Below are 21,735 nucleotides of genomic sequence, written 5' to 3' on the forward strand. Positions count from 1 at the left end.
GTCCACCCGACGTCAGCCCTCAGCCGGCGCGCGAGAACCGGGCCCCGACCTCCGCGACCCTCTCCACCAGCTCGCGGGGTGACTCGACGACGAACTCCGCGCCCGCCCCCGCCAGCACCATGACCGGCCACGAGAGGTCGTCGGCGTTCATCTCCAGGACGCAACCGGCGCCGTCGGGCGTGACGGTGCCCCAGCGCCCGACCTGCGCGGCGAGCTCGGCGGCCGGCATCGCGACGCGGGCGCGTACGGCGTACCGCTGGGGCATGCGGCTGATCCCCTGCTGCACGAAGGCGAGGGCGTCCTCAGCCGGCAGCTCGCGCGGGCGGAAGCGCTGCCCGGTCGGCTTGGGGTCCGCGACGCGATCGAGGCGGAAGCTGCGCCAGTCGGCCCGGTCGCGGTCCCAGGCGACGAGGTACCACCGGCGGCCCAGGCTGACCAGCCGGAGCGGCTCGACCCGGCGGTGGGTCACCTCGGCCTCCCGGGCGGCGTAGTCGAAGCGGAGCAGCTCGCTGTCGCGGCAGGCCTGGGCGAGGGTGGTCAGGACCGCGGCGTCGAAGACCGGCGCCCCCTCCCACGGCCCGGGGGCCTCGGTCTGGCTGGCGACCGCGTCCATCTGACGGCGCAGCCGCGGCGGCATGAGCGACAGCACCTTCGAGAGCGCCTGCACCGACCAGTCGTCCATCCCCGCGACAGCGCCTGCGGCAGCGGTGCGCAGCCCGACCGCCACGGCGACGGCCTCTTCGTCCTCGAGCAGCAAGGGCGGGAGCGACCCGCCGGCGCGCAGCTGGTAGCCGCCGGCGGCGCCGCGCACCGCGTCGACGGTGTAGCCGAGGTCGCGCAGGCGGTCGACGTCGCGGCGCAGGGTCCGCGGGCTGACCTCGAGCCGCTCCGACAGCTCCGGACCCGGCCAGTAGCGATGGGTCTGCAGCAGGGACAGCAGCCTCAGCATCCGCTCGCTCGTGCTCATGGGACCAGATTATTCACAAAGCGGTCAGGAACTGACCGCATGGCTCCCTAGCGTCGTGGTCATGACCCACACCACCCACACCGGACCGGCGATCGTGACCCGTGGCCTGACCCGCCACTTCACCTCGCGCAAGCACACCGTCGAGGCCGTCCAGGGCCTCGACCTCGAGATCGGGCAGGGCGAGCTGGTCGCCTTCCTCGGCCCCAACGGGGCCGGCAAGTCGACCACCCTGCGGATGCTCACGACCCTCATCCCGCCCACGTCGGGCACCGCCACGGTCGCGGGCCACGACGTGGTCGGCGGCCAGCGCGACGTACGCCGCGCGATCGGGTTCGTCGGCCAGGGCAACGGCGCCGGGCACCGGCAGCTCGGCCGCGACGAGCTGGTCAGCCAGGGCCGCGCCCACGGCCTGTCCCGCGCCGATGCCCAGCGGCGGGCGGCCGAGCTCGTCGAGGACCTCGACCTCGGCGCGGTCGCCGACCGCAAGGTCTCCACCCTCTCCGGCGGGCAGCGCCGGCGTCTCGACATCGCGATGGGGCTGGTGCACCTGCCGCGGGTGCTGTTCCTCGACGAGCCCTCGACCGGGCTCGACCCGCAGAACCGGGCGAACCTCCAGGGGCTCGTGCAGCGCCTGCACGCCGAGAGCGGCAGCACCGTCGTGCTGACCACGCACTACCTCGAGGAGGCCGACGCCCTCGCCGGCCGCGTCATCGTCGTCGACCACGGCCGGGTGATCGCCGACGACACCGCCGACCGGCTCAAGAGCGGGCTCGGCGACCTCGTCCGGCTGGGCTTCGCGGACCCCGCCGCCGCGGCCCGCGCCGCCACCCGGCTGTCGCGGGTCCCTGAGTCGCGGGTCGAGGCAGGCGGGACCTCGGTCGACCTCCGGGTCAGGGACGGCTCCGCGATGGTCGGCGAGCTGCTCGCCGACCTCGGCGCGGACGGCGTACCCCCGACGCGGGTGGAGGTCGCGCGTCCGACCCTCGACGACGTCTTCCTCGACCTCACCGGTCGCAGCCTCCGCGAGACCCAGTCCACCCACCCCTCCAGCACGTCCACCGATGCGGACGCCCTGTCCGCCACCGACGCGAGCGAGGTCGCAGCATGAGCACCTTCGTGTCCGACACCGTCAACGTGATGAACCGCGAGCTGAAGCCGGTGTGGCGCGAGCCGATGTCGGTCGTCTTCGCGATGATCCAGCCGCTGGTCTTCCTCGGCCTCTTCGCCCCCCTCCTGCCGCAGGTGGGGTCGGGGTCGGCGCTGCAGTGGTTCGTGCCCGGCATCGTGGCGATGACCGCCCTGATGGGTGCGTCCTTCACCGGCGCCAACCTCATGGAGGAGATGCAGTCGGGCTCGCACGAGCGCCAGCTCGTCTCGCCCCTCGGCCGTCCGGCGCTGCTGGTCGGCCGCGCCCTGAAGGAGGTCGTGCCGATGCTGATGCAGGTCGCGATCATCGTCGCGGTGGTGACGCCGTTCAGCTTCGAGCTGCACCTCGGCGGCGTGCTCGCGGCCGCGGCCGTGCTGTCCCTGTTCAGCATCGGTGTGGGCGCGCTGTCGTTCGCGCTCGCGCTGGCGTCGAAGGGCCAGGACTGGATGTTCTGGACGATCCAGCAGACGGTGCTGTTCCCGGCCCTGCTGACCGCCGGCGTCCTGCTGCCCATCGACGGCGCCCCGCGCTGGCTCGAGGTGGTCTCGGCCCTCAACCCGATGACGTACGTCGTCGACGCCACCCGCGCCCTCTTCGCCGGCACCTGGCCGGGCGACGTCATCGCCCAGGGCGTCGCGGGTGCGGCCGTGGTCGCCGCCCTCGGACTCTGGGTGGGCGTGCGGGCGATGCGCCGCTCGAGCTAGGTCGCCCGGGGTCCGGCGCTCCCGGCCGTCGAGATCCCCGGATATCCGGGGAAGCTGCCGCTTCGTGGTCGAAACTTCGTCCGCGAAGCGGCAGCTTCGACCACAAGGTCTAGCGTCAGGTGAGCGGGCCGGCCGACCCGAGGCGCCAGACGGCGATCCCGCGGAGGCCGAGGTCGGCGGCCAGGTCGGCGCGTACGTCGAGGGACGCGGGGCCCGACCACCACACCCGGCGACCGCCCGGCAGCCGCGCCGACCACTCGCCCGGGCCGCGCCGCCAGCGGGCGGTCGCGCCCGTGCGCTCGACCAGCCGGCGGGCCCCCTTCACGGTCAGGGTGCGACCGGTGCCGTCGGCGTTCCAGAGGTAGCCGTAGCCCGCGATCCCGAGGTCGAGCCGGTCGGCCGGCACCTCCTCCAGGGCCGCAGCCACGGCATCGCGCACCCACGGCAGGCCGCCGACGGGCCCCGGACCGGACCAGCCGGGGCCGTGCTGGTCGTAGGCCATCAGCTGGACGGCGTCGACCACCGCCGCGATCTCCGCGAGCCGGTAGCCGCCGGCGCGGTAGGCCGACCGGCTGGTGCGCGCCGAGACGTCGATCGTCAGCGAGGCGGTCGCCGGCAGCCGTTCGCGCAGGGCGGTCAGCAGGTCGACCAGGCCACGGGAGTCGCGGCGGCGTACGAGCTCGAGGTCGACGTTGACCCCGTCCCACCGGCCGGCCTCGACGAGACGGGCGAGCCGGTCGGCGACGGCCTCGATCCTCGCCTGGTCGCCGAGGAGGGCGGAGGCGGCCTCGGGGTCGAAGTCGCCGAGCCGGTTGCTCCAGTTGCCGACCAGCAGCTCGGCGCGCAGGCCCACCGCGTGGGCGGCCTCGACGAGCGCGGCCGCACGTACCTCGGGCCGGGTCGTCGAGGCGCCGTCGGGGGTCAGCGACACCGCCGACACGGTGACCGTCGTCAGGGCCGCCGCGTCGCGGCCGACGATCTCGGGCCGGGTGCTCGGCAGGGCGTAGCCGGTGACCGCGAGGCCGTCGACCGTGCCGAGCCTGGGGTCAGGTGTGACGGCGGTGGCGGGCGCCCCGGCCGTCAGCGGCGCGAGGAGCACGAGGGCGAGGGCAGCGGTCGTCGTACGCACGCCGCGAGTCTGCCCGACTTCGCAGCCGGAACTCGTGCTGTGCACCCGTGATCTCGGGTGCACAGCACGAAAGTCCCCGGATATCCGGGGACTTCGGGCCTCAGGAGCCGAGGGCGGCGGGCAGCGTCGCGCGCCAGGCGGCGCGCGCCTCGGCGACGGGGAGGTCGAAGGCGCCCTCGACGGAGAGGGTGTCGCCGCCGGTGCGACCGAGGGGCGTGAGGGGGACGCCGTGGCGCTCGGCGAGGGCGACGAGGGCGTCGGCCTGGTCGTCGGTGACCGTCACCAGGGCGCGGGCCGTGGACTCGGAGAAGAGCGCGACGAAGGCGTCGCCGCCGGCCACCGAGGCGAGCGAGACCGACGCCCCGACGCCGCGGTGGAAGGTGGACTCCGCCAGCGCCTGGGCCAGGCCGCCCTCGGACAGGTCGTGCGCGCTGGTGAGCACACCGTCGCGCGCCGCGTCCTGGAGGAGCGAGGCGAGCGCCTGCTCGGCGGTCAGGTCGAGGACCGGCGGCGGGCCACCGAGGTGGCCGTGCACGACGTGGGCCCACTCCGAGCCGGAGAGCTCGTCGCGGGTCTCGCCGAGCAGGAAGACCCGCTCCCCTGCAGCGCCGAAGCCGGTCGGCGTACGACGGGTGACGTCGTCGATCACGCCGAGGACGGCGACGACGGGCGTCGGGAGGATCGCGGTCTCGCCGGTCTGGTTGTAGAGGCTGACGTTGCCGCCGGTCACCGGGATGCCGAGCTCGAGGCAGGCGTCCTTGAGGCCGCGGCACGCCTCGGCGAACTGCCACATCACGTCGGGGTCCTCGGGCGAGCCGAAGTTGAGGCAGTCGGAGACGGCGAGCGGGCGGGCGCCGCCGGTGGCGACGTTGCGGAACGACTCGGCCAGCGCGAGCTGCGCGCCGGTGTAGGGGTCGAGCTTGGCGAAGCGGCCGTTGCAGTCGGTGGACACCGCGACACCGAGGTTGGTGTCCGCGTCGACGCGCACCATGCCGGAGTCGGCCGGCTGCGCCAGGACGGTGTTGCCCTGGACGTAGCGGTCGTACTGGTCGGTGATCCACGACTTGTCGCAGAGGTTGGGCGAGGCGACCAGGCGCAGCAGCGTCTCGCGCAGCTCCTCCCCCGACGACGGACGCGCCAGGCGCGAGGCGTCGTCGGCCTGCAGCGCGTCCTGCCAGTCGGGGCGGGCGAAGGGGCGCTGGTAGGTCGGGCCGTCGTGCGCCACGGACCGCGGGGGTACGTCGACGACGCGCTCGCCGTGCCAGTCGATGTGGAGCCGGCCGGTGTCGGTGACCTCGCCGACGACGACCGCCTCGACGTCCCACTTCTCGCAGATCGCCATGAAGGCGTCGACGTCGCCGGGCTCGACGACGGCCATCATCCGCTCCTGCGACTCGCTCATGAGGATCTCCTCGGGAGCGAGCGTCGAGTCGCGCAGGGGCACGCGGTCGAGCTCGACGTGCATGCCGCCGTCACCGGCGGAGGCGAGCTCGGAGGTGGCGCACGACAGGCCCGCGCCGCCGAGGTCCTGGATGCCGGCGATCACGCCGGCGGCGAACAGCTCGAGGGTGCACTCGATGAGCAGCTTCTCCATGAACGGGTCGCCGACCTGCACGCTCGGCCGCTTGGCCGGGCCGTCGGCGTCGAAGGTCTCCGAGGCGAGCACCGAGACGCCGCCGATGCCGTCGCCGCCGGTGCGGGCGCCGTAGAGGACGACCTGGTTGCCGACGCCCGACGCCTTGGCCAGGTGGAGGTCCTCGTGGCGCAGCACGCCGACGCACAGCGCGTTGACGAGCGGGTTGCCCGCGTAGGTGGCGTCGAAGACGGCCTCGCCGCCGATGTTGGGCAGGCCGAGGCAGTTGCCGTAGCCGCCGACGCCGGCCACGATCCCCGGCAGCACGCGCGCGGTGTCGGGGGCGTCGAGGGGGCCGAAGCGCAGCGGGTCCATCACGGCGACGGGCCGCGCGCCCATGGCGAGGATGTCGCGCACGATGCCGCCGACGCCGGTCGCGGCACCCTGGTAGGGCTCGACGAACGACGGATGGTTGTGGCTCTCGACCTTGAAGGTGACGGCGTAGCCCTGGCCGATGTCGATGACGCCGGCGTTCTCCCCGATGCCCGCGAGCATCGCCCCCACGGGCGTCTCCTGCGGGATCTCGCCGAACTGCTTGAGGTGCACCTTGGTGGACTTGTAGGAGCAGTGCTCGCTCCACATCACCGAGTACATCGCCAGCTCCGAGCTCGTCGGGCGGCGCCCGAGGATCTCGCGGATCCGGGCGTACTCGTCGGACTTCAGGCCCAGCTCGGCCCACGGCTGCTCGCGCTCGGCGTCGGTGGACGCCGCGGAGACCGTGTCGAGGGTGCCGGTCGCGCCGGACGTCGTCAGGGAGGCGGACTGAGGGGCGGCGCTCGTCTCGGGCACGCCGACAATCTACCGGCGTCCGGACCCGCGCCCGTCCCGGGGCACGTCCGCGGACGCGGGCTGGCCGCCCGCACCCTCCGACGCGTCCCCGTCGAGCCCGCCGTCGCCCTCGTCGAGCTCGTCGTCGAGCTCGTCGTCGAGGTCGTCGTCGAGGTCTTCGGCGAGCTCGTCGTCGGTCCGGTCGTCAGGGTCGCGGTCGTCGCGCTCGCGGCCGGCCCGGCGCGCGGCGCGGTCGGCCGGGTCGAGGTGCTCGCCCTCACGCTCGGCCCGGCGCGCGGCGCGCCGTGCAGCGCGCTCGGCCCGCTTCTCCTCCAGCGTCGCCCGCTTGGCGTCCTTCTCGGCCGAGCGCTCGCGTGCGGCGCGGGCCTGCTCGTCGTCGGCGTCGGTGTCGGAGAGGCGCGGCGTCGTCAGCCGTCGGCCGCCCGTCCCGGCCCGGCCCCCGGAGGCGCCACGCGTCGCGCTGCCCGCCCGCGCGCCCATCGCGCCGGCGCCCATGCCCCCGATCGGAGGCGTGCCGGACGTGGCGGCCCGGGACGCCCGCGCACCTCGTACGAGCCCGGCAGCAGCAGCGCCGGCGACCGGGGCCGACAGCGACCCGGCATCCAGACCGGTGAGGTCGGGCATCGAGACCGACAACGGGCCCAGCGGCGGCAGGCCTGCGGCGAGCCCGGACTGCGCGCTGCCCGGCACGGACGTCGAGCCCGGCGTCAGGGTGCCGACCCCGGTGGGGGCGTCGTCGGTGCTGACGACCGTGGGGAAGCCGGTGGAGCTGAGGGTCACCAGCTCGGTGCGGATGGTGACCAGCTCGGCGCGGGTCGCGCGCAGCCGCTCGCCCTCCTGCTCGAGCGCGGCGGCGAGCCGGTTGCGCACGTCGTCGGCGCCCGTCTGCGCACGGCTGACGAGCGAGCGGTCCTCGTCGCGGTCGGGCCGGAACACGAGGTGGCGCGACTCCCCGACGACCTCGTGGGGGACGAGCGCGACGGCGCTCCACTCCCGGTCGAGCTCGGCCTGACCGGCCAGCATCATCTCGGCCACGGCGCGCAGCGAGCTCGCCATCTGCTCGGCGAGGGTGGTGAAGTGGTCGAGGTTCATCAGCACCTCGCGCCGGTGGGCGTCGAAGCTCTCGGCCGCGTCGGCGTCCCAGCCGTCGGTGGCGTGGCGCGCGGCGCCGACCAGCTCCTCGGCGCGACCCGCCATCACCAGGGCGATCTCGGACCACCGCTGGGCGGCGACCTCGAGCGGGCGCACGTCGGCGCGCAGCTCCCACGGGTTGGCGGGCACGTCAGTGACCCGCCTGGCCGTGGCCGCGCCCGTGGCCGCGTCCGTGCAGCCGACCGTCGTCGACCTGGGCGGTGGTGCGGTGCAGCTCCTCGGCGACGGTGTCGTCGGCGCGCAGCGCGTCCTGCGCGGCGGCGACGAGGCCCTCGACGCCGAGGTGGAGGCTCTGGGTGAGCGAGCCGACGACCTCGCCGGCGTCGGCGAGCGCGTCGGCGTAGGCGAAGGAGACGTCGAGGGTGCCGGTGGCGTCACCGAGCGTCGAGCACGCCGCCTCCAGGTCGGGCTTGGCCGCCTCCCAGTCCGCCAGCATGGCGGTGAGCACCGTCTCCGAGGTCGCGGCGAGCTCCACCAGCCGGTGCGGCTCGACCTGCATCAAGGGTCGTCTCCCGATTCCGCTCACCTGTGCGGGATACCCCGGACGTCGCACGCCAAACCCGGCGGTCCCCACCTGGGGACGAGGTCGGAGCGGTTGGTCGGTTTCGGGCGACGCCCGACGGGGAAGTGACCCGGCAGACCCCTTTTCCTCCCAGGAGCCGCGATGAACGCCGTGATGACCGTCGACCTGTCCGAGCTCGATGCCTGGTCCGCCCAGGTCCAGCGCGCCAGCGACGACCTCACCGGCATCGCGCGCAACGGCGGCCACAGCCTCGTGCAGACCGACTTCGGCCCGATCCTCGAGACCATGATGGGCGCCTACCACGCGCTGCTGCCGTCGGTGCACCGGTCGCTCGACGACAACGGCGCCGGGATGCGCGACCACGCCGAGGCGCTGCGGGCCACCGCTCGCGACTTCACGCTCACCGAGGACGGCGTCGTACGCCGCCACAACGCCCAGGGCGTCGACGGCCGCGACGGGTCCTCGAGCTTCTGGGACGTCGCCGACACCACGATCCGTCGGGCGGCGCCCACCGAGACCAGCCTGCCGAAGATCAGCTTCGGCTTCCCCTACGACACCGTGTGCGACCTGGTGCGGATGCTCACCGGCTTCGACATCCGCGCCGAGCTCGCGGAGAAGATCGGCGGCGACGTCGTCGGCGCCTCCACCCAGGGATCGTCGTTCAGCGCGCTCGGCACGTCGATGAAGGGGGTCGCGGCCAACCTGGAGAGCGGCAGTCGCACGATCTCCCAGACCTGGCAGGGCGGGGCGTCCGACGCGGCGATCAAGCAGATCGGCACGTGGGTGGGCTCGCTCGACACCCAGGCGGCCCAGCTGGTGCAGATGGGCCAGAACGTCGTCCAGATCTGCCGCGACGCGTGGCAGACCGCGCAGGCGGTGGTGCAGTGCGTGAAGTCGGCCGTCCAGACGGTGTCCTCGGCGCTGGCCACGATGAGCATCCCCGGCGTCGGCTGGGCCCGCGTCGTGCAGGCGGTGTGGCAGGCGTTCCAGGCCGTGATGAAGGCCTACCAGGCGATCATGAAGCTCATCGGCATCCTGCATAAGGTCAAGTCGTTCATCGAGAGCGTGAAGAGCTTCTTCGACGGCGACAAGGCGCCGGTCTCCACGCCGACCGCGCCCACCGCGACCGGCGCTCCGAGCAGCGTCACCCGCGATCCCTCGACGGTCTCCACGCCCACCGTCGGCCAGCGCGCCCCCGTCGCGCCCACCGCTCCGACGGCGCCGACTGCTCCTGCGGCGGTCGGGGCGTGAGCGAGCCCGAGCTGCGCAGCCAGGCCGAGCTGCTCGCCGAGATCGCCGACGCGCGTGAGGAGCTCGGCGCCTCGCTCGCCGACCTGCGCGCCACGGTCGAGCAGATGAACGCCCGTCCGCTCCTCACCGACGAGGAGCGCGAGGCGCTCGAGGAGCAGGCCGCCTCCGGCGAGCTCGGCGAGGACATGAGGTCGCTGGTGGAGAAGATCCAGGGCGGTGAGGACTCCTGGGAGCAGGTCTTCTCCGGTGAGTCGCCGAACGCCACCCTCCTCCAGGGTCACCTCACCCGGCTCGTCGACGAGCACGCGGAGGACCTGGCAATCGCGTTCGAGGAGCTCGTGGAGCGCGAGGAGGCGAAGGGCAACTTCCTGCTCGACGAGGTGCCGGGCGCCAGCGACTGAGGCACCCACCGAACTACAGCACTGTAGTTCCGCGGATCCCCTGTGACAGGTGTGACTCCTGTGATTGTGTGGCGTGCGCCCCGCCCGCCTGCCCCGCCCGCTGGAGTCCCCCATGCCTCGCCTCCGACCGACGAGCACCGCTGCTCGCACCTCGACGCGCGCCGCGCTGGCCGCCGTCGCGCTGACCCTCGCGGCGCCGCTGGTCGCCCTCGCCCCCACCGGGGCGGCGCACGCCGACCGCACCCCGGCGCCGCGCCTGGCCAGCCAGCAGCAGGTCGCGATGGCCACGCCTGGTGACTTCACCGGTCACGGCTTCGACCAGTGCATGGCCCCGACGCAGTCGACGATGGACGCCTGGTGGCGCTCGTCGCCGTTCACGGCCGTCGGCATCTACATCTCCGGCGACTCCCGCGCGTGCCGCACCCAGACCAACCTGAGCGCCACCTGGGTCGCCACGCAGGTCGCCCGCGGGTGGCGGCTGCTGCCGATCGCCCTCGGCCCGCAGGCGTCGTGCCAGCCGCGCTTCCCCCGCTACAAGGACGACTTCACGATCTCCCCCAAGCCGGCCGGCGGCTACGCCACGGCGGCCGCGCAGGGCGCCGCCGAGGCCGACAAGAACGCGGCCGACGCGGTGGCGTACGGCATCGGGCCGGGCGCGACGATCTGGTACGACCTCGAGGGTTTCGACCTCACCAACACCGCCTGCCGCGAGTCGGCGCTGGTGTTCGTGTCGAGCTGGGTCACCCGGATCAAGCAGCAGGGCTACGTCGCGGGCTTCTACTCCAGCGCCAGCTCCGGCATCAAGATGCTCGACGACGCGCGCACCCAGCGCCCGGGCCAGTTCGCGCTGCCCGACCGGATCTGGATCGCGCGGTGGGACGGCAACGCCGACACCTCCACCACCTACATCCCCGAGGACGGGTGGCGTCCCGGCGGCCGGATGAAGCAGTACAAGGGCGGCCACGACGAGACCTGGGGTGGCGTGACGATCAACATCGACACCAACTTCATCGACCTCGGCGCCGGCTCGCAGCCCGTGCCGGAGGGCCGTTGCCCCGGCACCAAGCTCGGCTTCTGGAAGTACCCGACGCTGTCCGCCGCCTCCGCCCCCGCGACGCGGGTGAAGGTGCTGCAGTGCCTGCTCACCGAGCAGGGCACCTACGCCGGCGCCCTCACCGGCACGTACGACGCCGCCACTGTCGCGGCCGCGCGGGCCTGGCAGGCGAGCCGTAAGTTCACCCCTACCGACACCTTCGAGAAGCGGCACTGGGTCGCGCTGCTCGCCGCCGGCGCCCGTACGACGGTGAAGCGCGGCTCGACCGACGAGTCCGTCTACCGCCTCCAGCGCGCCCTCAACGCCGCCGGGGCCGGGAGGTTCCGGGCCACCGGCGTCTTCGACGCCAAGACCGAGGCCGCCCTGCGGACCTACCAGTCCCGCCTGCGGGTCCCCGTCTCCGGGGTCGCCACGCCCAGGACGTGGAACAAGCTGCAGCGCGGGCTCTGACCATCGCCCGACTCGAGCGGACCAATGTCCGCTCGACGCACGCCATGGCGTGCGTCCAGCGTCAATAGCGTGCGTCTAGCGTCGACGGCGTGCGTCTAGCGTCCATTGCTCTACTCGAGCGGACACAGGTCCGCTCGAGTAGAGCCATGACGGACGTCTAGCGTCCATTGCTCTACTCGAGCGGACACAGGTCCGCTCGAGTAGAGGCCGGGACAGCCGTCAGACGGACGGTCAGGCGGGAGGGCCGACGACGAGCGCGACGACGGTGAGCCCGGCGACGGCGACGAGGCCGGCGACGGCGCCCTGGAGCGGGCGGCGCACGAGCCAGGCGGCGAGGCGCTCGACGACGCCGTGCGGCGACTGGGTGCGCAGCCGCCAGGCGTCACCGAGCAGGCCCTTGCGCTCGGCGTAGCGCTCGAAGGGCACGGTGGCGAACGGCGGGACCGCCGCGGCGAGGCCGGCGACGAGCCGGCCGAGCGACCAGGACTGGTCGACCCGGAGCAGCACGGTGGTCAGGCAGTAGGCGATGAACACCACGCCGTGGACCATTCCGAAGACCTGCACGCCGAGCTCGGTGGTCTCGGTGACGTACTTGAGGAACATCCCGGTCAGCAGCAGCGCCCAAGTGACGGCCTCGGCGCGCGCGACGAGGCGGTAGAGCCGGGTGGGGGTGAGGCTCACGCGAACACCTGGGCGGCGAGCGAGGTGAAGAAGCCGAGCCCGTCGGTCCCGGGGCCGGTGAGGTCCTCGACGGCGTGCTCGGGGTGCGGCATCAGGCCGACGACGTTGCCGCGCTCGTTGGAGACGCCGGCGATGTCGCGCAGCGATCCGTTGGGGTTGTCGTCGAGGTAGCGCGCGACCACGAGCCCCTCGCCCTCGAGCCGGTCGAGCGTCGCCTCGTCGGCGACGAAGCCGCCCTCGCCGTTCTTGAGCACGATCGTGACCTCCGCGCCGGCGGCGTACGACGCCGTCCAGGGGGTGTCGACGCGCTCGATGCGCAGCCGCTGGTCGCGGCAGACGAACTTGCGGTGGTCGTTGCGGATCAGCGCGCCGGGCAGCAGGTGCGACTCGCACAGGATCTGGAAGCCGTTGCAGATGCCGAGCACGGGCATGCCCTTGCCGGCCGCCTCGACGACCGACGTCATCACCGGCGCGAACCGCGAGATCGCGCCGCAGCGGAGGTAGTCGCCGTAGGAGAAGCCGCCCGGCAGCACGACCGCGTCGACGCCCCTGAGGTCGTCGTCGCCGTGCCAGAGGGCGACGGCCTCGTTGCCGCCGATGGCGACCGCGCGGCGGGCGTCGCCGTCGTCGAGCGAGCCCGGGAAGGTGACGACGCCGACCCGCATCAGCGGCCGGCCTCGGCGGCGATCTCGGCCACGGAGCGGTCCTCGACGTGGACCTCGTAGTTCTCGATCACGGGGTTGGACAGCAGGCTCTCGGCCACCTTGTCGATCTCGGCGAGCACCTCGTCGGTGATCTCGCCGTCGATCTCGAGCTCGAACCGCTTGCCCTGCCGGACGTCGGTGACGCCGGAGAAGCCGAGGCGGGGCAGTGCACCGAGCACCGCCTTGCCCTGGGGGTCGAGGATCTCGGGCTTGGGCATGACGTCGACGACGACTCTGGCCACGGAAGGCTCCTGGTGCAGGACGATGACGGGGCGCCCCCGAGTCTAGTGAGCCGGTCGCGGCCGCTCCGCCCCGGGCATGGGCGCGGACACCGCGGGTACGTCAGGGGCATGGCGCGCGTGGGCATCTCGGGGTGGCGGTACGCCGGGTGGCGGGGCACGTTCTACCCGCCCGGGCTCCCCCAGAGGCGCGAGCTGGCCCACGTCGCGGAGCACCTGACGACGGTCGAGGTCAACGGCTCGTTCTACTCCCTGCAGCGCGCGTCGAGCTGGACGTCGTGGGCCGCGCAGGTGCCCACCGACTTCGTCTTCGCGGTCAAGGGCCCGCGATTCATCACCCACATGAAGAAGCTGTCCGGTGTCGAGGTCCCGCTCGGCACCTTCCTCGCCAGCGGCGTGCTGTCGCTCGGCCCGCGACTGGGCCCGCTGCTGTGGCAGCTGCCCCCGAACCTCGGCTTCCACGCCGACCGCCTCGGCGCGTTCCTCGAGCTGCTCCCCCGCACGACCGGCGAGGCCGCGTCCTACGCCGCCCGCCACCACGACGCGTCGAAGCTCAAGGAGCCCGCGGTGACCGAGGCGCCGGTCGACCAGCCGCTGCGGCACGTCGTCGAGGCACGCCACGAGTCGTTCCGCACGCCGGAGTTCTGCGCGCTGCTGCGCGCGCACGACGTCGGGATGGTCATCGCGGACTCGGCCGGCACGTGGCCGATGTTCGACGAGGTCACCACCGACCTGGCCTACGTCCGGCTCCACGGCGACACCGAGCTCTACGCCAGCGGGTACTCCCCGGCCGCCCTCGACCACTGGGCCGCGAAGGTGCGCGGCTGGGAGGCCGACGGCATCGCCGCCCACGTCTACTTCGACAACGACGCCAAGGTGCACGCGCCGTTCGACGCGATCGCTCTCCGGGACCGGCTCTCGGACTGACGCCGGTGACGGGTCAGTGCGGCCGGCGCAGCGCCGAGAAGACCAGCGCGACGCCGAGGCCGGCGAGGATCGGGCCGATGATCGCCCAGATCTCCTGGTCGGTCATCGCACTGCCCCCGATCCAGCCCAGGCCCTGGCCGGTCCACACCGCGCCGGCGAGGATCATCAGCACGCCGAGGGCGACGAGGAGGGCGCGCATCAGCTCAGCTCGCGCTTGAGGATCTTGCCGGTCGCGGTCATCGGCAGCGCGTCGACGAACTGCACGATGCGGGGGTACTTGTAGCCCGCCATCTGCTCCTTGCCCCACGCGACGAGCTCGTCCTCGGTCACGGTGGCGCCGTCCTTGCGGATGACGACGGCCTTGACCTCCTCGCCGTGGCTGTCGTGCGGCACGCCGATGACGGCGGCCAGCGAGACGTCGGGGTGGGTCAGCAGGACCTCCTCGATCTCGCGGGGGTACACGTTGTAGCCGCCGCGGATGATCATGTCCTTGGAGCGGTCGACGATGTAGTACCAGCCGTCGGCGTCCTTGCGGCCGAGGTCGCCGGAGCGGAACCAGCCGTCGACGATCGCCTCGGCGGTGGCGTCGGGGCGGCCGTAGTAGCCCTTCATGATGTTGGGACCCTTGATCGCGATCTCGCCGACGACGTCCTCGGCGCCCTCGCCCGAGTCGGGGAGGTCCTCGCGCACGCCGGGCTCGGGGTTGATCAGCTTCATCTCCACGCCCGGGATCGGCTTGCCGATCGAGCCCACCCGCGCGGGCTCGCCCCACACCGAGAAGCTCGCGACCGGCGAGGTCTCGGACAGGCCGTAGCCCTCGAGGATCGTCACGCCGAAGCGCCGCTCGAACTCCTTGTGGACCTCCACGGGCAGCGCCGAGCCGCCGGCGGCGGCGACGCGCAGGGTGGAGGCGAGCTTCTTCACGTCGACGCCGGAGTCGTCGAGGGCGCCGAGCAGGCCCCAGTACATCGTCGGCACGCCGGCGAAGAACGTGACGTCCTCGCGGTCCATCAGCGCGAGCGCGGGCCCGGCCTCGAAGCGCGGCAGCAGGACGACGGTGCCTCCGAAGGCGAAGCCGGCGTTCATGATCACCGTCTGGCCGAAGGAGTGGAACAGCGGCAGCACGCACAGCAGCGTGTCGGGGTCGTCGGCGTTCGCGCCGAACAGCGCGTCGCTGGCCAGCGCGTTGGAGATCATGTTGCGGTGCATCAGCTCGGCACCCTTGGGCTGCCCGGTGGTGCCGGAGGTGTAGAGGATGACGGCCGTGTCGTCGGCGCCGACCTCGCGGGTCTCGAAGACCGGCGACTGACCCTTCAACGCCTGGCCGAGGGTCTGCGCGCCCTCGATCGTCGACTCCGCCGCCGGGTCGGCGGTGACGAGGAAGAAGTGCTCGCACGCGTCGGCCTGCTCGAACCCGGCGTGGCCCTCCGCGCCGATCGGCAGGTCGGGGGTGCCCTGGAAGCAGAAGTACGCCTTCGCGTCCGAGTCGTCGAGGTGGTAGGCCACCTCGCGTCCCTTGAGCAGCACGTTGAGCGGCACCACGGTCGCACCGGCCTTGAGGATGCCGTAGTAGACGATCGGGAAGTACGGCAGGTTGGGGCAGCTCAGGGCGACCTTGTCACCCGGCTCGATGCCGCGCGCGACCAGCAGGTTGGCGACCTGGTTGGCGGCGGCGTCGACCTGCGCGTAGGTCAGGCGCGTCTCGCCCAGCACCACGGCCGTACGGTCCGGGTAGGCCTGCGCGGATCCTTCGAGGAGCGAGGAGAGGTTCGGCATGCGAACAACCTACTCAGCGGTGGTGACGCGCGTCACTCGTCGCGCCGCTCCTCGATCAGCCGACCGGCCTTGCGGAGGTCGGCGCCGATGGCGCGCCCGGCGACGAGGCCGGAGCTGAGCGCCGCGACGGCGTAGAGGCCGGAGCCGCTCACCTCGCCCTCGGCCTGCACCCGGCAGCCGGCGCCGCGGGCGGTGAAGCGCAGCCGGAGGTCGGCGCGCACCCCGCGCCACGTGCCGCTCTCGGCCCAGACCCGGAACGGCACGAACTCGGTGACCACCAGGTGCGGGCGCACGCCCACGGCGGTCAGCTCGCTCCACGCCTGCCCGAGGTGGGGCTCCTCGTCGGCGGGCACGTCCACCGACAGCAGGCTCGACTGCCACCTCGGTCGGTTGCGCGGGTCGACGAGGTAGGTGAAGGCCTCCTCGGGCGTCGCACCGAGCTCGACGCTCGCCGTGAACCGCCGGGTGCTCAGAACCGCTCCCCGGTGAGCAGCTCGTAGGCCTCGACGTAGCGCGACCGGGTCCGCTCGACGACGGCGTCCGGCAGCGCGGGCGGCGCCTCGCCGGAGGTGCGGTCCCAGCCCGACTCGGCGGAGGTGAGCCAGTCGCGCACGATCTGCTTGTCGTAGGACGCCTGCGCGCGCCCGGGCTGCCACTCGGCGGCGGGCCAGAAGCGGCTGGAGTCGGGGGTGAGGACCTCGTCGGCGAGGATCGTCGTGCCGGTCCCGTCGGAGGAGGCGCGACGGCCGAACTCCAGCTTGGTGTCGGCCAGGATGATGCCGCGCTCGCGGGCGAGGTCGTGGGCCTTGCCGTAGACCTCCATGGTGAGCATCCGCAGCTCGGCGGCAGCGTCGTCGCCGACCTCCTCGACCACGGCCTCGTAGAAGACGTTCTCGTCGTGGTCGCCGAGCTCGGCCTTCGTCGCCGGCGTGAAGATCGGCTCGGGGAGCCGGCTGCCGTCCTGGAGGCCGGCCGGGAGCGGGATGCCGCAGACCTCGTTGGTGCGCTGGTAGTCGAGGAGCCCGGACCCGGTGAGGTAGCCGCGGGCGACGCACTCGACGGGGAACATGTCGAGGCGCTCGCACACCACGGCCCGGCCCACGACGGCCGAGGGCACGTCGGTGGACACGACGTGGTTGCCGACGAGGGCGGCGAGCTGGTCGAACCACCACAGCGACATCCGGGTGAGGATCTCGCCCTTGTCGGGGATCGTGGAGTCGAGCACGAAGTCGTAGGCCGAGATGCGGTCGCTGGCGACCATCAGGAGCCGGCCCTCGTGCTCACCGGCGTCGATCCGGTAGAGGTCGCGGACCTTCCCGGAGTGGACGTGGGTGGTGCCCTCGATCAGGGGCGCGGTGGGGATGTTGAGGTCGGCCACGCGCCGAGCCTAGCGGGCCTCAGCGGTGCAGCCACCAGCTCATCCGGCGCGTGATCCACGGCAGGAAGACGTAGGTCATCAGGGGCGTCATCACGCTCGTCACCAGCACCACGCGCGGCACCAGCGCCCAGTCGGCGATCAGGTGCGACGCCGTCCAGTTGGCCAGCAGGCTGAGCGGGAGGAACACCATGAAGATGGTGACCATCTGCTTCCAGCGCGGCGGGGCGGGCGGCGCGGCGCTGAGCGACTCGACGGAGGCGGGCTCGTCGAACCAGCCCTCGATGCCGGTACGTCGCTCGCGCCGCTTCTCCTCCACGCTCCCCTGCGCCGCCTCGAGCCACCACGCGCGCTGCGGAGAGGCCTCCCAGGCGGCGAGGGACTCGGCGTCGGAGAAGCGGTAGAGCATGTGCCACTCCTCGGAGTCCGCGCTCGGGCGCACCCAGCCCGAGCCCAGGAACCCGTCGAACTTCTCGGCCATCGACGTGCCGGCCTGCATCCACGCCAGCATCTGGGCGGTGTGGGAGGGGTCGACGTGGCGCGTGACGGACACGGTGACGGGGGCGCTCATGGGCCCCAGTGTCGGGCGCGCGGGCGCGCCGGGTGAAGCCGAGGACGACGAGATCCCGGCCACGTCGACCGGGTGGCACTGCTCAGCCCGTCGTGTCGAACGACGTCCCACCGGTGGGGGCGTCGTCTCGGACCGCGACGTGCTCGACGCGCGCCGACGGCGGCCCGGTGCGGCACCAGTCGACGAGCGCGTCGACGGCGGCGTCCTCGCCCTCGGCGTGCAGCAGGACCGAGCCGTCGGCCTCGTTGCGCACCCAGCCGGCGACGCCGAGCTCGCGGGCGCGCTCCTCGGTGTGCCAGCGGAACGCCACGCCCTGCACCCGCCCGGTGACCCGTGCCTGGACCGACTTCATGCCCCGATCATGCCCCCACCCCCACCCCAGGGGTGTTCGGGCGCGACCACCCCGGTGCTTGGCTTTCCCGGTGAGCCAGGACGAGCGGGCGGCGGACCCCGCCGAGGAGCAGGCGGCGTACGAGCCCGACCCCCGCCGCTGGCGCGTGCTCGCGGTGTCGCTGGTCGTCGGCTTCATGTCGCTGCTCGACGTCACCATCGTCAACGTCGCGGTGCCCTCGATCCGCGCCGGGCTCGACACCTCGGCGGCGACCGTGCAGTGGGTGGTCTCGGGCTACGCGCTCGCGTTCGGCATGACGCTGGTGGCGGGCGGCCGGCTCGGCGACGCGCACGGCCGGCGCCGGATGATGACGATCGGGCTCATCGGGTTCGTGGTCTCGAGCGCCGCCGTCGGCCTCGCGCCCAACGCCGCCGCGATCGTGCTGGCCCGCCTCGCGCAGGGCGCGAGCGCCGGCCTCCTCACCCCCCAGAACTCCGGGTTGATCCAGCAGCTCTTCCGCGGCGAGGAGCGCGGGCGGGCGTTCGGCCTCTTCGGCTTCACCGTCGCGGTCGCCTCCGCGACCGGGCCGCTCATCGGTGGCGCGCTGATCGGCCTGCTCGGCGACGAGAACGGCTGGCGCTCCCTCTTCCTCGTCAACGTCCCGATCGGCCTGGTCGCGCTCGTGCTGATCCGGCGGATGGTGCCCGACAACGACGCCGCGTCGTCGACCGACGACCAGCGCATCGACGTCGTCGGCGCGGTGCTGCTCGGGCTCACGGTGCTCGCCGTGCTCTACCCGCTGGTGAGCCTCGAGGGCGGCGCGGGCCTGCCGCTGGTGCTGCTCGTCGCCTTCCCGCCGCTGGCGTGGGCCTTCGTGCGTTGGGAGCGGCGGACCGTGCGGATGGACCGTCCGCCGCTGCTCGACGTCTCGCTGCTGCGCGGCCTGCCGGGCTACGCCAACGGCCTGCTCGTCGGCACGCTCTACTTCACCGGCTTCACGGGCATCTTCCTCGTGCTGTCGGTGCACCTGCAGGAGGGCGAGGGCTTCTCACCGCTCCACGCAGCGCTGCTGATGACGCCGTTCGCGGTCGGGTCGGCCGCCACCTCGCCGCTCGCCGGGCGCCTGGTCGGGCGCCTCGGACGGCGCATCACGCTGGTCGCCCTGGGCGTGATGATGACCGGGACCGCGCTGGCCGCGTGGCTGGTCACCTCCCCGCCCGACACCCTCTGGTGGACCCTGGCCCCGGCGATGCTGCTGGCCGGGATCGGCGGTGGCGGGGTGATCTCGCCCAACTTCACCCTCAGCCTCGCCGAGGTCCCGCCGGAGATGGGCGGCGCCGCCGGGGGCGCGCTGCAGACCGGTCAGCGGATCGGCTCGGCCCTCGGCGCGGCCCTGCTGATGACCGTCTACCAGGCCACTGCGGCCGTCACCTCGGCCCCCGTCGCCGCCCGCGCCGCGCTGCTCGCCGCGCTGGTCGTGCTGTCGGTCGCGCTCGCCGCCGCCGTGCGCTCCTGGCGGCTCGGCGACTGACCGGCCGGTGGTCGTGCAGCGCTCGGCCAGGTCAGAGGATGGCGCCGGGGGCGTACGCCGCCGCGGCGGGGTGTCGGGCCGCCAGCGCCTCGACCCGGGCGACGACCGCGCGGGTCTGCGCGACGGCGGCCCCGGTGAACTCGATCGGGTCGGCCACCAGTGCGTCGATCTGCTCGCGGGTCAGCCCGAGCCGCTCGTCTGCGGCGAGCTTGGCGAAGACGTCGTTGTCGGCCTGCCCGGCGCGCATCGCGAGGGCGGTGCCGACGGCGGCCTCCTTGATCGCCTCGTGGGCGGCCTCGCGGCCGACGCCGTTGCGGACCGCGGCCATCAGGACCTTGGTGGTGGTGAGGAACGGGAGGTAGCGGTCGAGCTCGCGCTGGATGACGGCCGGGAACGCGCCGAACTCGTCGAGCACGGTCAGGAAGGTCTGGAAGAGCCCGTCGGTGGCGAAGAAGGCGTCGGGCAGCGCCACGCGGCGGACGACGGAGCAGGAGACGTCGCCCTCGTTCCACTGGTCGCCGGCGAGCTCGCTGACCATCGACAGGTGGCCGCGGAGGATGACCGCGAGGCCGTTGACCCGCTCGCAGGAGCGGGTGTTCATCTTGTGCGGCATGGCCGAGGAGCCGACCTGGCCCTCCTTGAAGCCCTCGGTGACCAGCTCGTGGCCGGCCATCAGCCGGACCGTGGTGGCGAGGTTGGACGGACCGCTGACCAGCTGGACGAGCGCGGCGACCACGTCGAAGTCGAGCGAGCGCGGGTAGACCTGGCCGACGCTCGTCAGCACCTGCTCGAAGCCGAGGTGCGCGGCGACCCGTTCCTCGAGCTCGTCGAGCCGCGAGGAGTCGCCGTCGAGGAGGTCGAGCATGTCCTGCGAGGTGCCCATGGGGCCCTTGACCCCGCGCAGGGGGTAGCGGGCGAGGAGCTCCTCGACGCGCTGGACGCCGATGAGCATCTCGTCCGCGATGGTGGCGAAGCGCTTGCCGAGGGTGGTGGCCTGCGCGGCGACGTTGTGGGAGCGACCGGCCATCACGGTGGCCTCGTGCTCGGCGGCGAGGCGGCCGAGGCGGACCAGCGCGGCGACCGCGCGGTCTCTCACCAGCTCGAGCGAGAGCCGCACCTGCAGCTGCTCGACGTTCTCGGTGAGGTCGCGCGAGGTCATGCCCTTGTGGACGTGCTCGTGCCCGGCGAGCGCCGAGAACTCCTCGATCCGCGCCTTCACGTCGTGGCGGGTGACCCGTTCGCGCGCGGCGATCGAGGCGAGGTCGACGCGGTCCACGACCGCCTCGTAGTCCTCGACGACGCCGTCGGGCACGTCGATGCCGAGGTCGCGCTGCGCCTTGAGCACCGCGATCCACAGCCGGCGCTCGAGGACGATCTTGTGCTCGGGCGACCAGATCTCGGCGAGGTCGGCCGCGGCGTAGCGGGTGGCGAGGACGTTCGGGACGGTGGGGGCGCTCACGGCTCAGAGTGTCCCATCCGCGAGCGTCCACCCGTCCCACGGTGCCCACCAGCGGTCGTCGCGCTCGAGCAGGTCGGCGACCTCGGCGGCCGCGGCGAGCGTCGCGAGCAGCTCGTCGTGGCTGATCCGGCCCGAGGCCAGCGACGGAGCGAGGTGGTGCACGTCCTTCCAGTGCCACGACCCGTCGGGGTCGATGACGACGTCGAGCTGGAGGTCGTTGACCTCGACCGCGCCGGGCGCCCGCACCGCCGGTGTCTCGAAGTTGACGTACCACCGGACGGGGACGCCGTCGGTGTCGAAGAACCTCCACACCGAGTACCAGTCGCCCTCGCGCCGCAGCTTGAGCACGCTGGTGGCGGTCCACGCGGCGTGGCGGCCCCACGGGTGCGGCACCGGGTGGGGCGGGAACGTCATCGGCGTGCCGTCGGCCAGGACGGTGGCCAGCACCGTGCCGTCGTCGGCCACCACCCGCTCGTCCCACGACGCCCACTCCGCGCCGTGCAGGACCTCGCGGACGGTCAGGACCGTGCCGGGCCGGTGGACCTCAGCCACGCGACGCGGCGCCCTCGACGACGCCCAGGGGCTCGGCGGCGATGTCGGAGCGCCGCTGCTGGCCCTCGAAGGTGATCAGGTCGGCGGCGGCGTACGCCCGGCGGCGCGCGTCGTCGACGTCGTAGCCGACCGCGCGGACCGAGAGCACGCGGCCGCCTGCGGTGACGAGGTGCCGGTGGCCCGGGTCGTCCTCCTCGGGGGCGTCGACGACGGCCGTGCCCGCGTGGATGACGTCGACGTCGTGGACGCCGTTGGCCCGCCCGACGCCCCTGATGACGTCGCCCTTCGACGAGGTCTCGGGGTAGCCGGCGCTGGCCAGCACCACCGAGACGGCGGCGCCGTCGGCGAAGGTCGGCTCCGGCGCGGCGGCGAGGTCGCCGTCGGCGGGC

The 21,735-nt window shown here is 73.4% G+C and carries 24 protein-coding genes; 7 read left to right on the forward strand and 17 right to left on the reverse strand.

Going from position 1 to position 21,735, the window contains the following annotated elements:
* Window positions 1-19 precede the first annotated feature (19 nt).
* Window positions 20-967 carry a helix-turn-helix transcriptional regulator gene (locus ACFFJG_RS07540; RefSeq protein ID WP_378517982.1) on the reverse strand — a complete coding sequence of 316 codons (948 nt, stop codon included), beginning with the start codon at window positions 965-967 and terminating at the stop codon, window positions 20-22.
* Window positions 968-1,028: 61 nt separating this feature from the next.
* Here ACFFJG_RS07540 and ACFFJG_RS07545 point away from each other — a divergent pair, with 61 nt between their 5' ends.
* Window positions 1,029-2,075 carry an ATP-binding cassette domain-containing protein gene (locus ACFFJG_RS07545; RefSeq protein ID WP_378517983.1) on the forward strand — a complete coding sequence of 349 codons (1,047 nt, stop codon included), beginning with the start codon at window positions 1,029-1,031 and terminating at the stop codon, window positions 2,073-2,075.
* Window positions 2,072-2,818, forward strand: coding sequence for an ABC transporter permease (locus tag ACFFJG_RS07550; RefSeq protein ID WP_378517984.1), 747 nt, complete (start codon window positions 2,072-2,074; stop codon window positions 2,816-2,818). The genes ACFFJG_RS07545 and ACFFJG_RS07550 overlap by 4 nt, the downstream gene beginning before the upstream one ends.
* Before the next feature lie 115 nt (window positions 2,819-2,933).
* On the opposite strand, the gene ACFFJG_RS07555 is transcribed toward ACFFJG_RS07550, so the two are convergent.
* The 4 genes from ACFFJG_RS07555 to ACFFJG_RS07570 form a co-directional block, all read right to left on the reverse strand.
* Window positions 2,934-3,947, reverse strand: a complete 1,014-nt coding sequence (locus ACFFJG_RS07555; RefSeq protein WP_378517985.1) for a glycosyl hydrolase family 18 protein — start codon at window positions 3,945-3,947, stop codon at window positions 2,934-2,936.
* Between the two features lie 100 nt (window positions 3,948-4,047).
* Entirely contained in the window at window positions 4,048-6,333 is a 2,286-nt protein-coding gene (purL, locus tag ACFFJG_RS07560; protein WP_378519464.1) for a phosphoribosylformylglycinamidine synthase subunit PurL, read from the reverse strand.
* A 45-nt stretch (window positions 6,334-6,378) separates the two neighbouring features.
* Window positions 6,379-7,650: a hypothetical protein gene (locus tag ACFFJG_RS07565; protein WP_378517986.1), complete on the reverse strand. Its 1,272-nt coding sequence runs from the start codon at window positions 7,648-7,650 to the stop codon at window positions 6,379-6,381.
* Window position 7,651: 1 nt separating this feature from the next.
* Window positions 7,652-8,020 carry a hypothetical protein gene (locus ACFFJG_RS07570; protein ID WP_378517987.1) on the reverse strand — a complete coding sequence of 123 codons (369 nt, stop codon included), beginning with the start codon at window positions 8,018-8,020 and terminating at the stop codon, window positions 7,652-7,654.
* Between the two features lie 165 nt (window positions 8,021-8,185).
* On the opposite strand from ACFFJG_RS07570, the gene ACFFJG_RS07575 reads away from it, so the two are divergent.
* The 3 genes from ACFFJG_RS07575 to ACFFJG_RS07585 all read left to right on the forward strand — a co-directional run bounded on the left by ACFFJG_RS07575 (window position 8,186) and on the right by ACFFJG_RS07585 (window position 11,200).
* Window positions 8,186-9,295, forward strand: coding sequence for a hypothetical protein (locus ACFFJG_RS07575; RefSeq protein ID WP_378517988.1), 1,110 nt, complete (start codon window positions 8,186-8,188; stop codon window positions 9,293-9,295).
* On the forward strand, window positions 9,292-9,696 hold the full coding sequence (locus ACFFJG_RS07580) for a hypothetical protein (protein WP_378517989.1): 405 nt from the start codon (window positions 9,292-9,294) through the stop codon (window positions 9,694-9,696). The genes ACFFJG_RS07575 and ACFFJG_RS07580 overlap by 4 nt, the downstream gene beginning before the upstream one ends.
* 112 nt (window positions 9,697-9,808) lie before the next feature.
* Entirely contained in the window at window positions 9,809-11,200 is a 1,392-nt protein-coding gene (locus tag ACFFJG_RS07585) for a glycoside hydrolase domain-containing protein (protein ID WP_378517990.1), read from the forward strand.
* 231 nt (window positions 11,201-11,431) lie between these two features.
* Here ACFFJG_RS07585 and ACFFJG_RS07590 read toward each other — a convergent pair whose 3' ends face one another.
* From ACFFJG_RS07590 to purS, 3 genes are read right to left on the reverse strand one after another with little or no spacing between them, the layout of a single operon-like run.
* Window positions 11,432-11,881 carry a DUF3817 domain-containing protein gene (locus tag ACFFJG_RS07590; protein WP_378517991.1) on the reverse strand — a complete coding sequence of 150 codons (450 nt, stop codon included), beginning with the start codon at window positions 11,879-11,881 and terminating at the stop codon, window positions 11,432-11,434.
* A complete protein-coding gene (gene purQ / locus ACFFJG_RS07595) occupies window positions 11,878-12,546 on the reverse strand; it encodes a phosphoribosylformylglycinamidine synthase subunit PurQ (RefSeq protein WP_378517992.1) in 669 nt (222 codons plus the stop codon). The genes ACFFJG_RS07590 and purQ overlap by 4 nt, the downstream gene beginning before the upstream one ends.
* Entirely contained in the window at window positions 12,546-12,827 is a 282-nt protein-coding gene (gene purS, locus ACFFJG_RS07600) for a phosphoribosylformylglycinamidine synthase subunit PurS (RefSeq protein WP_378517993.1), read from the reverse strand. Before purS ends, purQ begins: the two co-directional genes overlap by 1 nt.
* Window positions 12,828-12,935: 108 nt before the next feature.
* Between purS and ACFFJG_RS07605 the strand changes: the two genes are divergently transcribed.
* Complete coding sequence (locus ACFFJG_RS07605) at window positions 12,936-13,751, forward strand: DUF72 domain-containing protein (protein ID WP_378517994.1); 816 nt, start codon at window positions 12,936-12,938, stop codon at window positions 13,749-13,751.
* 13 nt (window positions 13,752-13,764) lie between these two features.
* Here the strand turns inward: ACFFJG_RS07605 and ACFFJG_RS07610 are convergent, their stop codons facing one another.
* The 6 genes from ACFFJG_RS07610 to ACFFJG_RS07635 form a co-directional block, all read right to left on the reverse strand.
* Entirely contained in the window at window positions 13,765-13,950 is a 186-nt protein-coding gene (locus tag ACFFJG_RS07610) for a hypothetical protein (RefSeq protein WP_378517995.1), read from the reverse strand.
* Window positions 13,950-15,527, reverse strand: coding sequence for a long-chain-fatty-acid--CoA ligase (locus tag ACFFJG_RS07615; protein WP_378517996.1), 1,578 nt, complete (start codon window positions 15,525-15,527; stop codon window positions 13,950-13,952). Before ACFFJG_RS07615 ends, ACFFJG_RS07610 begins: the two co-directional genes overlap by 1 nt.
* A gap of 32 nt (window positions 15,528-15,559) precedes the next feature.
* The gene (locus ACFFJG_RS07620; RefSeq protein WP_378519465.1) at window positions 15,560-16,108 is read right to left on the reverse strand and encodes an SRPBCC family protein; all 549 of its coding nucleotides are present in this window, start codon (window positions 16,106-16,108) and stop codon (window positions 15,560-15,562) included.
* Window positions 15,997-16,905, reverse strand: coding sequence for a phosphoribosylaminoimidazolesuccinocarboxamide synthase (locus ACFFJG_RS07625; RefSeq protein WP_378517997.1), 909 nt, complete (start codon window positions 16,903-16,905; stop codon window positions 15,997-15,999). Before ACFFJG_RS07625 ends, ACFFJG_RS07620 begins: the two co-directional genes overlap by 112 nt.
* A gap of 19 nt (window positions 16,906-16,924) precedes the next feature.
* The gene (locus ACFFJG_RS07630) at window positions 16,925-17,473 is read right to left on the reverse strand and encodes an antibiotic biosynthesis monooxygenase (protein WP_378517998.1); all 549 of its coding nucleotides are present in this window, start codon (window positions 17,471-17,473) and stop codon (window positions 16,925-16,927) included.
* 82 nt (window positions 17,474-17,555) lie between these two features.
* The gene (locus tag ACFFJG_RS07635; protein ID WP_378517999.1) at window positions 17,556-17,825 is read right to left on the reverse strand and encodes an acylphosphatase; all 270 of its coding nucleotides are present in this window, start codon (window positions 17,823-17,825) and stop codon (window positions 17,556-17,558) included.
* A 70-nt stretch (window positions 17,826-17,895) separates the two neighbouring features.
* On the opposite strand from ACFFJG_RS07635, the gene ACFFJG_RS07640 reads away from it, so the two are divergent.
* Window positions 17,896-19,335, forward strand: a complete 1,440-nt coding sequence (locus tag ACFFJG_RS07640; RefSeq protein WP_378518000.1) for an MFS transporter — start codon at window positions 17,896-17,898, stop codon at window positions 19,333-19,335.
* A gap of 31 nt (window positions 19,336-19,366) precedes the next feature.
* Here ACFFJG_RS07640 and purB read toward each other — a convergent pair whose 3' ends face one another.
* From purB to ACFFJG_RS07655, 3 genes are all read right to left on the reverse strand, one after another.
* A complete protein-coding gene (gene purB / locus ACFFJG_RS07645) occupies window positions 19,367-20,794 on the reverse strand; it encodes an adenylosuccinate lyase (protein WP_378518001.1) in 1,428 nt (475 codons plus the stop codon).
* 3 nt (window positions 20,795-20,797) lie between these two features.
* Complete coding sequence (locus ACFFJG_RS07650; protein WP_378518002.1) at window positions 20,798-21,346, reverse strand: ribonuclease FAU-1 family protein; 549 nt, start codon at window positions 21,344-21,346, stop codon at window positions 20,798-20,800.
* Window positions 21,339-21,735, reverse strand: a 397-nt coding sequence (locus ACFFJG_RS07655) for a phosphoribosylglycinamide synthetase C domain-containing protein (RefSeq protein WP_378518003.1), incomplete at its 5' end; no start/stop codon positions are given. The genes ACFFJG_RS07650 and ACFFJG_RS07655, both read right to left, overlap by 8 nt.

It is taken from the genome of Nocardioides zeicaulis, from assembly GCF_042432345.1.
GTDB classification, from domain to species: Bacteria; Actinomycetota; Actinomycetes; order Propionibacteriales; family Nocardioidaceae; genus Nocardioides; species Nocardioides zeicaulis.

What these genes read in the sequence shown, in the direction of transcription:
- ACFFJG_RS07635 (WP_378517999.1), bottom strand. Translation starts at nt 17,825, where the DNA reads ATGAAGTCGGTCCAGGCACGGGTCACCGGGCGGGTGCAGGGCGTGGCG.
- ACFFJG_RS07545 (WP_378517983.1), top strand. Translation starts at nt 1,029, where the DNA reads ATGACCCACACCACCCACACCGGACCGGCGATCGTGACCCGTGGCCTG.
- ACFFJG_RS07605 (WP_378517994.1), top strand. Translation starts at nt 12,936, where the DNA reads ATGGCGCGCGTGGGCATCTCGGGGTGGCGGTACGCCGGGTGGCGGGGC.
- ACFFJG_RS07570 (WP_378517987.1), bottom strand. Translation starts at nt 8,020, where the DNA reads ATGCAGGTCGAGCCGCACCGGCTGGTGGAGCTCGCCGCGACCTCGGAG.
- purQ (WP_378517992.1), bottom strand. Translation starts at nt 12,546, where the DNA reads ATGCGGGTCGGCGTCGTCACCTTCCCGGGCTCGCTCGACGACGGCGAC.
- ACFFJG_RS07630 (WP_378517998.1), bottom strand. Translation starts at nt 17,473, where the DNA reads ATGAGCGCCCCCGTCACCGTGTCCGTCACGCGCCACGTCGACCCCTCC.
- ACFFJG_RS07585 (WP_378517990.1), top strand. Translation starts at nt 9,809, where the DNA reads ATGCCTCGCCTCCGACCGACGAGCACCGCTGCTCGCACCTCGACGCGC.
- ACFFJG_RS07540 (WP_378517982.1), bottom strand. Translation starts at nt 967, where the DNA reads ATGAGCACGAGCGAGCGGATGCTGAGGCTGCTGTCCCTGCTGCAGACC.
- ACFFJG_RS07610 (WP_378517995.1), bottom strand. Translation starts at nt 13,950, where the DNA reads ATGCGCGCCCTCCTCGTCGCCCTCGGCGTGCTGATGATCCTCGCCGGC.
- ACFFJG_RS07575 (WP_378517988.1), top strand. Translation starts at nt 8,186, where the DNA reads ATGAACGCCGTGATGACCGTCGACCTGTCCGAGCTCGATGCCTGGTCC.
- ACFFJG_RS07615 (WP_378517996.1), bottom strand. Translation starts at nt 15,527, where the DNA reads ATGCCGAACCTCTCCTCGCTCCTCGAAGGATCCGCGCAGGCCTACCCG.
- ACFFJG_RS07550 (WP_378517984.1), top strand. Translation starts at nt 2,072, where the DNA reads ATGAGCACCTTCGTGTCCGACACCGTCAACGTGATGAACCGCGAGCTG.